This window comes from Pseudomonas sp. FP1742 (genome assembly GCF_030687145.1).
Taxonomy (GTDB): Bacteria; Pseudomonadota; Gammaproteobacteria; order Pseudomonadales; family Pseudomonadaceae; genus Aquipseudomonas; species Aquipseudomonas frederiksbergensis_D.
Window position 1 is genome coordinate 1,339,585 of record NZ_CP117460.1, and the last position, 13,825, is coordinate 1,353,409.

The 13,825-nt window shown below is 59.4% G+C and carries 15 protein-coding genes; 6 read left to right on the forward strand and 9 right to left on the reverse strand.

Annotated features, from left to right (window positions below):
• Positions 1 to 4: 4 nt before the first annotated feature.
• Positions 5 to 1,123, reverse strand: a complete 1,119-nt coding sequence (locus tag PSH64_RS05915; RefSeq protein ID WP_105340323.1) for a TIGR00730 family Rossman fold protein — start codon at positions 1,121 to 1,123, stop codon at positions 5 to 7.
• Positions 1,124 to 1,612: 489 nt separating this feature from the next.
• Here PSH64_RS05915 and PSH64_RS05920 point away from each other — a divergent pair, with 489 nt between their 5' ends.
• Complete coding sequence (locus PSH64_RS05920) at positions 1,613 to 1,807, forward strand: hypothetical protein (RefSeq protein ID WP_105340324.1); 195 nt, start codon at positions 1,613 to 1,615, stop codon at positions 1,805 to 1,807.
• Here PSH64_RS05920 and PSH64_RS05925 read toward each other — a convergent pair whose 3' ends face one another.
• Complete coding sequence (locus PSH64_RS05925; protein WP_105340325.1) at positions 1,808 to 2,233, reverse strand: PA3611 family quorum-sensing-regulated virulence factor; 426 nt, start codon at positions 2,231 to 2,233, stop codon at positions 1,808 to 1,810. It abuts the gene before it with no gap.
• Positions 2,234 to 2,422: 189 nt separating this feature from the next.
• Here PSH64_RS05925 and PSH64_RS05930 point away from each other — a divergent pair, with 189 nt between their 5' ends.
• The 3 genes from PSH64_RS05930 (at position 2,423) to PSH64_RS05940 (ending at position 4,509) form a co-directional block, all read left to right on the forward strand.
• Positions 2,423 to 3,181, forward strand: a complete 759-nt coding sequence (locus PSH64_RS05930) for a tRNA-uridine aminocarboxypropyltransferase (protein ID WP_305480230.1) — start codon at positions 2,423 to 2,425, stop codon at positions 3,179 to 3,181.
• A gap of 239 nt (positions 3,182 to 3,420) precedes the next feature.
• The gene (erdR, locus tag PSH64_RS05935) at positions 3,421 to 4,071 is read left to right on the forward strand and encodes a response regulator transcription factor ErdR (RefSeq protein ID WP_018926954.1); all 651 of its coding nucleotides are present in this window, start codon (positions 3,421 to 3,423) and stop codon (positions 4,069 to 4,071) included.
• Between the two features lie 75 nt (positions 4,072 to 4,146).
• Positions 4,147 to 4,509, forward strand: coding sequence for a diacylglycerol kinase (locus PSH64_RS05940; RefSeq protein WP_105340328.1), 363 nt, complete (start codon positions 4,147 to 4,149; stop codon positions 4,507 to 4,509).
• On the opposite strand, the gene PSH64_RS05945 is transcribed toward PSH64_RS05940, so the two are convergent.
• On the reverse strand, positions 4,506 to 5,432 hold the full coding sequence (locus tag PSH64_RS05945) for a LysR family transcriptional regulator (RefSeq protein ID WP_305480233.1): 927 nt from the start codon (positions 5,430 to 5,432) through the stop codon (positions 4,506 to 4,508). The two genes, PSH64_RS05940 and PSH64_RS05945, sit on opposite strands and share 4 nt — an antisense overlap.
• A gap of 122 nt (positions 5,433 to 5,554) precedes the next feature.
• Here PSH64_RS05945 and fpr point away from each other — a divergent pair, with 122 nt between their 5' ends.
• The gene (gene fpr, locus PSH64_RS05950; protein ID WP_002554680.1) at positions 5,555 to 6,334 is read left to right on the forward strand and encodes a ferredoxin-NADP reductase; all 780 of its coding nucleotides are present in this window, start codon (positions 5,555 to 5,557) and stop codon (positions 6,332 to 6,334) included.
• A 73-nt stretch (positions 6,335 to 6,407) separates the two neighbouring features.
• On the opposite strand, the gene tsaA is transcribed toward fpr, so the two are convergent.
• The 6 genes from tsaA to rimO form a co-directional block, all read right to left on the reverse strand.
• Complete coding sequence (gene tsaA, locus PSH64_RS05955) at positions 6,408 to 7,109, reverse strand: tRNA (N6-threonylcarbamoyladenosine(37)-N6)-methyltransferase TrmO (protein WP_105340330.1); 702 nt, start codon at positions 7,107 to 7,109, stop codon at positions 6,408 to 6,410.
• 182 nt (positions 7,110 to 7,291) lie between these two features.
• Positions 7,292 to 8,062: an SDR family oxidoreductase gene (locus tag PSH64_RS05960; RefSeq protein ID WP_305410010.1), complete on the reverse strand. Its 771-nt coding sequence runs from the start codon at positions 8,060 to 8,062 to the stop codon at positions 7,292 to 7,294.
• A gap of 193 nt (positions 8,063 to 8,255) precedes the next feature.
• Entirely contained in the window at positions 8,256 to 8,726 is a 471-nt protein-coding gene (locus PSH64_RS05965) for a DUF1456 family protein (protein ID WP_018926949.1), read from the reverse strand.
• Between the two features lie 75 nt (positions 8,727 to 8,801).
• Positions 8,802 to 9,512, reverse strand: a complete 711-nt coding sequence (locus PSH64_RS05970) for an rRNA pseudouridine synthase (protein WP_105340332.1) — start codon at positions 9,510 to 9,512, stop codon at positions 8,802 to 8,804.
• A gap of 190 nt (positions 9,513 to 9,702) precedes the next feature.
• Positions 9,703 to 10,176 carry an acetyltransferase gene (locus tag PSH64_RS05975; RefSeq protein ID WP_105340333.1) on the reverse strand — a complete coding sequence of 158 codons (474 nt, stop codon included), beginning with the start codon at positions 10,174 to 10,176 and terminating at the stop codon, positions 9,703 to 9,705.
• A gap of 112 nt (positions 10,177 to 10,288) precedes the next feature.
• Positions 10,289 to 11,626 carry a 30S ribosomal protein S12 methylthiotransferase RimO gene (rimO, locus tag PSH64_RS05980; RefSeq protein ID WP_018926946.1) on the reverse strand — a complete coding sequence of 446 codons (1,338 nt, stop codon included), beginning with the start codon at positions 11,624 to 11,626 and terminating at the stop codon, positions 10,289 to 10,291.
• A gap of 290 nt (positions 11,627 to 11,916) precedes the next feature.
• Here rimO and PSH64_RS05985 point away from each other — a divergent pair, with 290 nt between their 5' ends.
• The gene (locus tag PSH64_RS05985; protein WP_305480236.1) at positions 11,917 to 13,818 is read left to right on the forward strand and encodes a potassium transporter Kup; all 1,902 of its coding nucleotides are present in this window, start codon (positions 11,917 to 11,919) and stop codon (positions 13,816 to 13,818) included.
• Positions 13,819 to 13,825 lie beyond the last annotated feature (7 nt).

Sequence of the window (13,825 nt, forward strand, 5' to 3'; positions counted from 1 at the left end):
TGCATCACGTTACCTTGGACGGTTCCCGTGTGCGTTGTTGCGCCTGGGGTTTGGATTGGGCCCAGTTTTCCGGCAGGTTGATGTAATCCACCAATTCCCGCAAACGGCCATGATCACGAGCGTTGAAGGTGAAGGACAATCGCACCAGATGGCTGAACTGCGCTTCGTCGTGCTCCTCGCCACTGTAGGCATGCTGATGGAAATGATCGCTCAGGCACAGGTCGGCGAATGCCTCCTGCATGTGTTCAAGCGCTCGGTCGCTGAGCTTGTGGTTCATGCGAATCACGAACTGATGTTTGAGCCAGCGGCTGGAGTGGAAGTTGCTATAGAACTGGTTGATCTGCTCCACGGCCTCTTCGGCGCTGTAGACCAGGCTCAACAGCTTCATGTCGGTCGGCAGGATGTAGCGATTTTCCTCCAGTTGATGGTGAATGAAGTCCAGCGCGCCTTGCCAGAACGTGCCGCCTGGTGCATCCAGTAGCACCACGGGCACCAGCGGGCTTTTGCCGGTCTGGATCAGGGTCAGCACCTCCAGTGCTTCATCCAGCGTACCGAAACCGCCTGGGCACAGGACCAGCGCATCGGCTTCCTTGACGAAGAACAGCTTGCGGGTAAAGAAGAAGTGGAAGGACAGCAGGTTGGTGGTGCCGTTGACGGTGGGATTGGCATGTTGCTCGAAGGGCAGGGTGATATTGAATCCCAGGCTGTGTTCCAGGCCGGCGCCTTCATGGGCCGCCGCCATGATGCCGCCACCGGCACCGGTGATGACCATCAGGTCCGAGCGCGCCAGGGCGGCGCCCAGTTCTCGGGCCAAACCATATAACGGGTGTTCTATCGGCGTGCGGGCCGAGCCAAAAACGGTAACTTTGCGCCGTCCCTTGAACTGCTCCAGCACACGGAAAGCGTGCTCGAGTTCACGCAGGGTTTGCAGGGTGATCTTGGCATTCCAGCGGTTGTGATCTTCCTGAGCCATGCGCAGCACAGTCAGGATCATGTCGCGGTAAATCGGGATGTTGGGGCTGTTGGGTGAAACCAGGTTGAGTTGTTCTTCGACCTTGCTGGTGAGGTCGTAGCCGCTTTCTTGAAAATGACGGCTCAGGAGGTCATTCGGTTGGTAAGGCATTCAACTTCTCCTTCTGCACAGAACCCTCGGCCCGACAAAACAATCGTCGGCGCCGCGACACCCCTTGTGTCGCTGTCTGCCCAAGCCCTTGCCTGGGCGCTCCACCTGACTCGGTTGCAATCGAGCCATCCATACGGGCTCTGTTTATCCCTTGAATGAAAGAAACGTTCGCACAATAAGACACGCAATGGGCAGCCCCTTTTCTGCCCTCAAAAAACAACATGAACACTTTGAATTTAGACCCTCGCAACGATTTGCGCTGGTTTGATCATTGCGCCGCAAAGTCTTTCCTGGCAACCGCTTATTGACGATTTGCAAGGTGCTTTCACCGCTCGTCTGAACGCAAGCCGCCTGTTCTATGCTCTGATTTACTAAGTTACAGGCGTGATACGACAACTTTGCGTCGATGACAGGACGCAGCGTTCAAGTCATTCAGGGATTTATCGCGTGATCAACGGCGATCAATGCCGTGCAGGGAGGCGGGAAAGCATGCCCAGAGTCACTCTGGAAATCGATGCGCAACTGTATCGATTGTTGAAAGCTTCGGCCGAGACCCATCATTTGAGTCTCGAAGAGGAGTGCTGCCGACGCCTGGAGGGCGGGGAGCGGCGTTCGCGCTACTTGCAGGCGCTGCTGGCGGAGCTGCGCGCCGAGGATGAACAGCGGCGCGCTACTTCCCGATAATTACTTCTTCTTCGCTGGGGTCTCTTTCGGGCAGTCCGATTCCTGGAAGCTTGCGGAGCCGATCGGGCGGTTGGTTTTCACTTCGGTGAAGTCATAACGCATGATCGCGCCCTTGGCCATCAGCTTGCGGAACCCTGGGTTTCTGCATACGGAGGCGCCAAGCTGGAAGTACACGGCTTTCGGATCGGCGCGCATCTGTTGGGCATGGCTGCTTTGAACGCTCAGATGGTTGATCAGCTCTTTGCCTTCGACCGTATAACCCTGATCGAGAATGTCTTCGTTGATCGCTCGTGGAGTGCCAACGCTGCTTTGCACGGCGACGTTTCGCAGCTCTCTGTTCAGATTCTGCTCACTCAAGGACGCAGCCTGAGCACTGAAGGACGACGCCAGCAAAACGGCAGCGGTGGGAACGATAAGGCGCAGCATGAAACTCTCCTGGTTCAGTGACTGGTGGTTCGACCAACCACGTGACGGTGCGTTCAGTGGCGGCGAATTATAAGGGCAGTGGCCTGGACGGTACAGGCTTGCGCCGACCGCTCTGGTAAACTGCCGGCACTTTTTGCCTTGCCGAGTGTTTTTTGTGTCGATTTTCCTTAGCCGTCGGCGTTGCCTGCGATGAGTCAAACCCCCGCACACTTTGCGAAGAATGCCGTAGCCCGTTTGCGCGATGAGCGCGAAGAGGCGGGCATCAAGCCTATTCAGGCCCGTGGCTGGCGTGCGCCGCGTTGTCGGGCCTGTCGCGTGATCGAGAGCCACTGTCTGTGCGCCTGGCGCCCGCAGGTCGAAACCCGCAGCGGCGTGTGCCTGATCATGACCAACAAAGAAGTGTTCAAACCAAGCAACACCGGTTGGCTGATTGCCGATGTGGTGCGCGACAACCATGCGTTCATCTGGTCGCGCACTGAGGTCGATGAACAACTGCTGGCGCTGTTGGCCGACCCGCAATGGCAACCGTACCTGGTGTTTCCGGGCGAATATGTCGAACCCGAGCGAGTTACCCACAGCGTCGAGGTCGATAGCACCAAGCGCCCGCTGTTCATTCTGCTGGACGCCACCTGGACCGAAGCCCGGAAGATTTTCCGTAAGAGCCCATATTTTGATGCATTACCGATTCTGAGCCTGCTCCCCGAGAAGCTTTCGCGGTACCGATTGCGCAGATCCACCCGTAGCGAGCACTTGTGCACGGCCGAAGTGGCGGCGCTGTGCCTCGATCTTGCCGGTGATACAGACGCCGCCTCGGCCCTGGACGCTTATTTCGATGTGTTCAGCCAGCATTACCTGGATGCTAAACATCAGCTGGATATGAATGTCGAGACACCGGCCCACGCCGAGCTGATGCCCTTTGTACAGCACGCGGTGCCCGCCATCTGCTGAACGTCGCCCATACTGCAAGGGAGGAGAGGTGCTGGCAGCTTGACCACCCCGGCTTCGCTGGGCATGCTTGGCGCCGATTAGGGCGCGGCCAAGGTTTGATACGCCGTATTTCTTACGTGAAAGCCACGTGATTGGCGTTGAACGTGCCCTGTTGGTGCTGCTGCGTGGCTGCACCTCGAGTTGTTTTGGCGAGGCCTGAATGCATCGGGCATCCCACAAAAAACAGGATCATTTGAAAAATGGCCACATACGAAATCCTGATTGCCGATGACCACCCTCTTTTTCGTAGTGCCCTGCATCAAGCGTTGACCCTGGGCCTGGGCCCGGATGTCCGTCTGGTGGAAGTGGCGAGCATTGCCGAGCTGGAAAGCCGTCTGACCGAAAAGGCCGATTGGGACCTGGTGTTGCTGGACCTGAACATGCCGGGGGCTTACGGTTTTTCCGGGCTGGTGCTGTTGCGCGGTCAGTACCCGCAGATTCCAGTGGTGATGGTGTCGGCGCAGGAAGAAGCGTCGATCATGGTGAAGTCCCGTGAGTTCGGCGCCAGCGGTTTCATTCCCAAGTCCAGTGACTTGAGCGTTATTCAGAAAGCCGTGCGCGCAGTGCTCGATGGTGATGTCTTCTGGCCGCCCCAGGCCTTCGAAGCCGTCAGCGTTTCCGACGAAGCCAAGGCGGCCAGCGAAGGCCTGGCCAGCCTGACGCCCCAGCAGTTCCGGGTGTTGACCATGGTCTGTGAAGGTTTGCTGAACAAGCAGATCGCTTATGAATTGAGCGTTTCCGAAGCGACGATCAAGGCCCACGTCACGGCGATTTTCCGTAAGCTGAATGTACGCACCCGCACTCAGGCGGCGCTGCTCTTGCAACAACTTGAGTCAATTTCGAGCCACTAAGGCGTTACATGTTCACGCTTTTTTGACCTTGCTTGATCTAGCTTTCCCACTCCTTTTTGGTCAGTTGCTTACTCTATGTCACCTTTCAAAGGCCAGACCGGCCTAAAACGCATCCTCAACGCCTCCGGCTACTCCCTGGACGGTCTGCGCGCGGCCTTCACCGGTGAGGCGGCCTTTCGGCAACTGGTGTTGCTCAATGCCGTCCTGATTCCGCTGTCGTTCTTCCTGAACGTCAGTCGTGTCGAGCAGGCGCTGTTGATTGCAGTCTGCCTGTTGGCGCTGATCGTCGAATTGCTCAACTCGGCGGTGGAAGCGGCCATCGACCGCATTTCCCTGGAATTGCACCCACTGTCCAAGAACGCCAAGGACATGGGCAGCGCCGCTCAACTCGTAGCGTTGAGCATGATCGCACTGGTGTGGGCGGTGATCCTGCTTTAAGCGATGTTGGGCAGAACGATCTCGTCGCTGCGCTGAACCCCGGCGGTGAAGGCGCGGCACAGTTCGAGGAACTCGCGCATCGCCGAGGTCTGATATTTCTGTTTGTGCCAGATGAAATAGAACTGCCGCGCCAGATCCAGGTCCGGTGTTTCCACCGGCACCAGGCTGCCGCGGCGGAACGCATCGCGCAGCGCCAGGCGCGAAATGCAGCCAATCCCCAAACCTGATTCCACCGCGCGCTTGATCGCTTCGGTGTGTTCCAGTTCCAGGCGAATGTTCAGCGCGCAGCGGTGGTGACGCATGGCCTGGTCAAAGGTCAGCCGCGTGCCCGAGCCTTGTTCTCGGAGAATCCACGCCTCATGACTCAGCTCCTCCATGGTGGCAATACCGCGTTGAGCCAGCGGATGCTGGGGCGCGCAGAACACCACCAGTTCATCTTCGACCCAACTCTGCACTTCGATGTCCGGATGGCTGCAGTCGCCTTCGATTAGACCCAGATCAATTTCATAGTGAGCCACTTGTTGCACGATGTTGGCGGTGTTCTGGACGTGCAGCTTCACCTGGCTTTCCGGATGGCGCTGCATGAAGCTGCCGATCAGCAGCGTTGCCAGGTAATTGCCGATGGTCAGGGTCGCGCCGACCGCCAGGGAGCCGAAACCGGATTTGCCATTGAGCAAGTCTTCGATTTCCTTGGCCTGATCGAGCAGGGCCACCGCTTGCGGCAACAGCTGTTTGCCGAGGGCGTTGAGGCTCAGCCGTTTGCCGGCGCGATCGAACAGTTGACAGCTGCACTGACGCTCCAGCTCGGTGATCGAGGTGCTCGCCGCCGATTGTGAGAGGTTGAGCGTCAATGCAGCACGGGATACGCTTTCCTGCTGGGCGACGGCGACGAATACTTGAAGTTGACGGAGAGTAAATCGCATATCGATATAACCGATAACCCTTATCTTAATAATCCATTTAACAGATATTGTCGCTGCCATTAGAATGCGATGCAATTGTGCATATCATTGGCGCAGGCAAAATCTCCAGGAGTCCCACGTACATGAGCAACATGAACCACGAGCGTGTCCTCAGTGTTCATCACTGGAACGACACTCTGTTCAGCTTCAAGTGCACCCGCGATCCGGGCCTGCGCTTCGAGAACGGTCAGTTCGTGATGATCGGCCTGCAACAGCCCAACGGCCGGCCGCTCATGCGCGCTTACTCGATTGCCAGCCCGAACTGGGAAGAGCATCTCGAGTTTTTCAGCATCAAAGTGCCTGATGGCCCGCTGACTTCCCAGTTGCAGCATCTGAAGGAAGGCGACGAGATCATCATCAGCAAGAAGCCTACCGGCACCCTGGTGCTGGATGACTTGAAGCCTGGCAAGCATTTGTACCTGCTCAGCACCGGCACCGGTCTGGCGCCGTTCATGAGCGTCATCCAGGACCCGGAAACCTACGAGCGTTTCGAAAAGGTGATCCTGTGCCACGGCGTGCGTTACGTCAACGAAGTCGCTTACCGCGAATTCATCACCGAGCACCTGCCGCAGAACGAGTTCTTCGGTGAGGCCCTGCGTGACAAGTTGATCTACTACCCGACCGTGACCCGCGAGCCGTTCGAGAACGAAGGCCGCCTGACCGACCTGATGCGCAGTGGCAAGCTGTTCAGCGATATCGGCCTGCCGCCGATCAACCCGCAGGACGACCGCGCCATGTTGTGCGGCAGCCCGAGCATGCTCGACGAGACCAGCGAAGTGTTGAACAGCTTCGGCCTGACCGTTTCGCCGCGGATGCGCGAGCCGGGTGATTACCTGATCGAGCGGGCGTTCGTCGAGAAGTAAGCACACCGCATCACTGAAAAGCCCCCATTGCCTGTGCAGGCAATGGGGGCTTTTTTATGCCCGACGCAATCGCCTACGCGTTGGACACGGGGATGACTTCGAGAACGCGGATAAGCCCGGCTTCCGGGTAATGCCAGCGCACATCCAGATCCCAGAACTGCGCGCCGTATTCGCGCTCAGGCGTAGGAATCTGGTACGCCGGGCGTGGGTCTTGTGCCAGGCATTGCTCGATCAACTCGACCAGGGGCTCGCCAAGCCGCTGAGCGTGGCCATGGGCCTGTTGCAGGGCTGAGTCCATCCACTGCACGGGAATCAGCAGCGGCGGGGCGCTGGCGATGCTGTTGGACGCCGTGTCGATGATGTCGGCGTAGGGTACGTAGGGTTTGATGTCGAGAACCGGGGTGCCGTCCAGCAGGTCGATACCGGAAATCCACAGCCGATTGGCTTCGACCTTGTCCAGCTTGACCACTGATTGACCGATGCCATTGGGACGATGTGTCGCGCGGGTGGCGAACACGCCCATGGATTTGTTGCCGCCCAGGCGCGGCGGGCGGACTTTGAGGCGTGGCTTTTCTTCAAGGGCCTGGTGGAACAGGAATAGCAGCCACACATGGCTGACCTGCTCCAGCCCTTGCACCGCATCACCCTGATCGAACGGCGCCACCAGTTCCAGCACGCCCCGAGCGGCCGGGGCCAGTTGTGGCTGGCGCGGGATGGCGAACTTCTCCTTGAAGCAGGAGCGCACGAAGCCGATGGGGGAAACGCTGTAGGTCATGGTCTGGGTCGAGGCGGGGATGTGGGCGGGCATGATAACCCGATCGGCCCTTGGGTCGGTGGTGACTGACAGATCGCCTTCGCGAGCAAGCCCGCTCCCACAGGGTTCTCGAGTGAACACAAATGTTGTGGATGGCATAAAACCTGTGGGAGCGGGCTTGCTCGCGAAGGCCGCACCGCGGATCAGAGGCTGAACCCACCATCCAAAGGAATGACATTCCCGGTCATATACGCCCCGGCCGTACTCGCCAGGCTGATCGCCAGCGCCGCCATTTCTTCCTCCCGGCCCCAGCGCTTCATCGGAATCAACGCCGTGTCTTCGGCCAGCGCCTGTTCATCGTTGCCAATGTGCTGAGTCATCTTGCTCGGGAAGCGCCCCGGGGCAATCACGTTGACGTTGATGTGCTGGCTCACCAGTTCCCGCGCCAGAATCCGCGACAGTTGGTGCAGGGCGGCTTTGCTCGGGCCATAGGCATACGCCTGTTCGCCGAAGGACGAAATCCCGGCCACCGAACCGATGTTGATGATCCGTGCCGGATTCGCCGGCGAACCGGCCTTGCGCAGCAGCGGCAGACATTGCTGGATGCAGTTGAACACCGAGGTCACGTTGAGTTGCATGACTTTTTCCCAGCCCTTGACCGGGTAACTCTCCAGCGGCGCACCCCAGGTGGTGCCGGCGTTGTTTACCAGAATATCCAGCTGGTCGATCTGTTCGCTCAAGTGCGCAGCCAGCTGCTGAACGCCTTCTTCATGCGCCAGGTTGGCGGCCACGGCATGGCAAACCCCGAAAGCACTCAGTTCATCGGCTGTTTGCTGGCAGGCTTCGGCGTCCCGGGCGCATACGTACACGGTGGCGCCGGCCTCCACGTAGGCCTTGGCGATCATTTTGCCGATACCGCGGGTGCCGCCGGTCACCAGAGCGGTGCGGCCTTGCAGGGAGAAGTAGGGATGCATGGCGAGTCCTGAGAGCTGAGGGTCAATACACCCTAGTCTTCAGCCGCCGGAAGCGGAGCCACTATTTTTGCGCGGAATGAACATCTATACAGATTGGGCTGCGACCGCTCTTGCAGGAGCCGGCTTGCTGGCGATGGCGTTCTCAAGATCGCCATCGCCAGCAAGCCGGCTCCTACAGGGCGCGCGGCGCGATTTACTGCGGACGCACGCGCAGGGTCAGGCCCTTGAGGAAGTTGCGCAGCAACTGGTCGCCGCACGGGCGGTAGTTGGTGTGGCCGAATTTGCGGAACAGCGCGCTCAGCTCAGGTTTGGACACCGGGAACTCGGCGGCCTTGAGGATGGCGTGCATGTCGTCTTCCTTCAGTTCGAAGGCGACGCGCAATTTCTTCAGGATGATGTTGTTGGTGACCGGCACTTCGATCGGCTGCGGTGGACGGCTTTCGTCCTTGCCACGCTTGAAGATCACTAGGCCGTCGAGGAAATGCGCCATGACTTCGTCCGGGCAACGTACGAAACCTTCCTCGTCTTCTTCTTTCTTGTCGAGGTACGTCACCAGGTCTTCCAGCGTGACGTCCATGCCGCCGAGCTTGATGATCTCGATGACTTTCTTGTCGCTGATGTCGAGCATGTAGCGCACGCTGCGCAGTACGTCGTTATGAATCATGTGTGCAGTCCTGATATTTCGCTGTGGGCTCCGCATGAAGCTGCGGCGCCGAAATGTATGGCGGCGGGAAAAGCCTTAGAACTTCTCTTTGCCGGACAGGTAGCGCCATTGCCCCAGCGGCACTTTGCCGATGGACACACCGCCGATGCGGATGCGGCGGATGGCGACGACCTTCAGGCCTACGGCCTGGCAGAACAGGGCAATCACACCCGGTTGCGGGTTCTTCATGGCAAAGCGCAGACGGTTTTCGTTCTGCCAGCTGGCCTTGACCGGCGGCAGTTCCTTGCCCTTGTACGTCAGGCCGTGGTTCAGGCGGTTGAGGCCGTGAGCCACCATGTCGCCTTCGACCTCGACCACATATTCCTGCTCGATCTTGCTGGCATCGGCGGTGAGCTTGCGCAAAATCTTCCAGTCCTGGGTGAACACCAGCAGACCGCTGGCGTTGGCCTGCAGGTCGGCGCTGGCGGTCAGGCGCAGGAAGTGGCCCTTGAGCGGACGTTTGCCGTAGCGGTGTTCTTCGCTCAGGGTCGCGGCGCTGAGGGTCGCCATGGCGGTGTCCGCGTCCATGCCCGCCGGAACGTTCATCAGGATGGTCACCGGCTCCGGCGCGGTGGCCTTGGCCTCTGGATCGAGCTCGACTTTCTGGGTGTCGACCTTGAACTGCGGCTCGTCGATGACTTCACCGTCCACGGTGACCCAGCCGCCCTCGATGAACAGCTCAGCCTCCCGACGGGAGCAGCCGACGAGTTCGATGAGGCGTTTGGAGAGACGAATCGGGTCAGTCATGACAGGGCCGTAACAAAAAAGGGGTGGGCATTGTACCTGCTGGGCGCGGGTTAATCGCGAGTCCATTTGCCTCAGGTGTTTTTATGTGGGAGCGGGCTTGCTCGCGAAGGCAGTAGATCAGTCAATTTATCTGTTGAATGACACACCGCATTCGCGAGCAAGCCCGCTCCCACATTTGTCCCGCGTTGTGTCAGCCATGCTGTGAACGTTGCTGGCCTTGGCGCAAACGCATATGCAGCAACGGATAAGGCTGCCCCATGCCGTCATGCTCCGAACGACCGATCACCTCGAAGCCCTGCTTGAAGTAAAACCCCAGGGCCTGCGGGTTCTGCTCGTTGACGTCCAGCTCATCGGCGTTCAGGTGCTCCAGGGCGTAGCGCAACAATTGCTTGCCCAGTCCCTGGCCACGGTGATCCGGGTCGATGAACAGCATTTCGATCTTGCCCGCCGCGACACCAGCGAACCCGGTGATGCGCTGGCGCGAGTCTTTGGTGCAGATCAGCATGACGGCGTCGAGGTAGCGGGTCAGCACCAGATTCTTCAGCAGTTCGATATAGCTGTCGGGCAAAAAGTCATGGGTGGCGCGCACCGAGGCCTCCCACACTTGGGTGAGTTCTTCGTAGTCGCTCTGTTTCGGCGTATGAATGACCGAGTGTTGGCGCATGCCCGCTGGCCTCTCTTCCATGGATGACGCGAGTTCTTTCTCCCACAAAACGATAGACGTAAAAAAGCCCCGCATCTCGTCAAGAGAGCAGGGCTTTTCGTATTTTTTGCATTTAGATCTGTTCAGCCCACAGATCGTATTCGTCGGCGTCAGTCACTTTGCACCAGACCTTGTCGCCCGGCTTCAGGTTGCTGCCGTTGTCGATGAACACGTTGCCGTCGATTTCCGGGGCATCGAAGAAGCAGCGGCCGACCGCGCCTTGCTCGTCGACTTCGTCCACCAGCACTTCGATCTCACGGCCAATGCGCATTTGCAGGCGTGCCGAGCTGATGGCCTGCTGGTGCGCCATGAAGCGATCCCAGCGGTCTTGCTTGACGTCGTCCGGAACGATCTCCAGGTCCAGATCGTTGGCCGGTGCGCCTTCGACCGGCGAGTACTGGAAGCAGCCGACGCGGTCCAGTTGGGCTTCGGTCAGCCAGTTCAGCAGGTACTGGAAGTCTTCTTCGGTTTCGCCGGGGAAGCCGACGATGAAGGTCGAACGGATGATCAGGTCCGGGCAGATTTCGCGCCAGTTCTTGATCCGGGCCAGGGTCTTGTCTTCGAAGGCCGGGCGTTTCATCGCTTTAAGGACTTTCGGGCTGGCGTGCTGGAACGGGATGTCCAGGTACGGCAGGATCTTGCCGGCGGCCATCAGCGGGATCAGTTCGTCGACGTGCGGGTACGGGTAAACATAGTGCAGACGCACCCAGACACCGAGGGTGCTCAGGGCTTCGCAGAGTTCGGTCATGCGGGTTTTCACCGGCGCGCCGTTCCAGAAACCGGTGCGGTATTTCACGTCGACGCCGTAGGCGCTGGTGTCCTGGGAAATCACCAACAGCTCTTTGACACCGGACTTGACCAGGCGCTGGGCCTCGTCGAGCACGTCACCGACCGGGCGGCTGACCAGTTTGCCGCGCATCGACGGGATGATGCAGAAGCTGCAGCTGTGGTTGCAGCCTTCGGAAATCTTCAGGTAGGCGTAGTGGCGCGGGGTCAGTTTGATCCCTTGCGGCGGCACCAGGTCGATCAGCGGGTTGTGATCCTGACGCGGCGGCACGACGTCGTGCACGGCGTTGACCACTTGCTCGTACTGCTGCGGACCGGTCACGGCCAGCACACTCGGGTGCACGTTGCGGATATTGCCTTCTTCCACGCCCATGCAGCCGGTCACGATGACCTTGCCGTTTTCCTTGATGGCTTCGCCGATCACTTCCAGGGACTCAGCCTTGGCCGAGTCGATAAAGCCGCAGGTATTGACCACCACGACGTCGGCGTCCTGATAAGTGGACACAACGTCATAGCCTTCCATGCGCAGCTGGGTAAGGATGCGCTCGGAGTCGACCAGTGCTTTCGGGCAACCCAGGGATACGAAGCCAACCTTTGGATTGGCCGGCGCAGGAGTGGTGGACATGTCTAACCTCGGTGTTTGTGACGCCTCCAGCCGAAGACGGCAAGGCGACAGACGGGCGCTATGTTGCACCCTCTGGTCAAAAAGTGCGCAATTCTAACGATGGGCGGCGCACTTGACCAGCTTTATGCAGGGAAATACGACGAGTGCTGCGTTATGCTTCGCGCCGTTACGCTTTACCGATTTTTTACAGTCAATAAATCGTCTGTAACAACAAGTAAAACAGTGCATGCTGCACCACAAATCATAGTGCTTCTTCGAAGAAGCCCGGATCTGAGTAGTAGGAGTGATGGATGGGGCAGGCAAGTAGTCAGGCGATAGCCGGCGGACATTCGGCGGCGAAGCCGATCAGCATGCTGGTTGCGGCGGTCGGAGTGGTTTATGGCGACATCGGCACGAGCCCGTTGTACACCCTCAAAGAAGTTTTTTCCGGTGGCTATGGCGTGCCCGTCAACCATGACGGCGTGCTGGGCATTCTGGCGCTGATCTTCTGGTCGCTGATCTGGGTCGTGTCGATCAAATACATGCTGTTCGTACTGCGCGCCGACAACCAGGGCGAAGGCGGAATCATGGCCTTGACCGCGCTGGCACGACGGGCGGCGGGGGGGCATGCAAAATTACGCACGCTGCTGGTGGTTTGCGGGCTGATCGGCGCGGCGCTGTTCTACGGCGACAGCATGATCACTCCGGCGATTTCCGTACTGTCGGCGATTGAAGGGCTGGAGCTGGCGTTCGAAGGCATCGACCATTGGGTGGTGCCATTGTCGCTGGTGGTGCTGGTGGCGCTGTTTCTGATTCAACGTCACGGCACGGCGCGGATCGGCATTCTGTTCGGGCCGATCATGGTCACCTGGTTTCTGGTGCTCGGCGCGTTGGGCGTGTATGGCATCAGCCAGCACCCGGAAGTGTTGCAAGCGATAAACCCGGTATGGGGCGTACGCTTCTTCTTGGACCACCCAGGCATGGGGATCACGATTCTTGGCGCCGTGGTGCTGGCGTTGACCGGTGCCGAGGCGCTGTACGCCGACATGGGCCACTTCGGTCGCAAGCCGATCGCTCGGGCCTGGTTTATCCTGGTGCTGCCCGCACTGGTACTGAACTACTTCGGTCAGGGCGCCTTGCTGCTCGGTGATCCGGAAGCCGCCCGCAACCCGTTCTATCTGTTGGCGCCAAACTGGGCGCTGATCCCGTTGGTAGCGTTGTCGACCATGGCCACGGTGATTGCCTCGCAAGCGGTCATCTCCGGTGCGTTCTCCCTGACCCGTCAGGCGATCCAGCTCGGCTACATTCCCCGCATGCGTATTCGGCACACCTCCAGTGCCGAGCAAGGGCAGATCTATATCGGCGCGGTGAACTGGGCGCTGATGGTCGGCGTAATCCTGCTGGTACTGGGCTTCGAGTCCTCCGGCGCGTTGGCCTCGGCCTACGGCGTGGCGGTGACCGGGACCATGCTGATGACCACGATTCTGGTGTCGGCGGTGATGTTGCTGCTATGGAAATGGCCTCCGGTTCTTGCGGTCCCGGTGTTGCTCGGCTTCCTGTTGGTAGACGGTTTGTACTTCGCCGCCAACGTGCCGAAAATCGTCCAGGGCGGTGCGTTCCCGGTGATCGCCGGTATCGCGCTGTTCGTCCTGATGACCACCTGGAAACGCGGCAAGCAACTGCTGGTCGATCGCCTGGACGAAGGCGGGTTGCCGCTGCCGATCTTCATCAGCAGTATCCGCGTGCAGCCGCCACATCGGGTCCAGGGCACCGCTGTGTTCCTTACCGCTCGCCCGGATGCCGTGCCCCACGCGCTGTTGCACAACCTGCTGCATAACCAGGTGCTGCACGAGCAAGTGGTGTTGCTGACAGTGGTGTACGAAGACATCCCGCGCGTCCCGCCGCAACGACGTTTCGAGGTTGATTCCTATGGCGAAGGCTTCTTCCGGGTCATCCTGCACTTCGGTTTCACCGACGAGCCGGACGTGCCGCAAGCGCTGAAGCTGTGTCATCTCGATGACCTGGACTTCAGCCCGATGCGCACCACGTACTTCCTCAGCCGCGAGACGGTCATCGCCTCCAAGCTCGAAGGCATGGCCCGCTGGCGCGAGGCGTTGTTCGCCTTCATGCTGAAGAACGCCAATGGCAACCTGCGCTTCTTCAATCTGCCGCTGAACCGGGTGATTGAACTAGGTACCCAGGTCGAGATGTAAGCCCCCA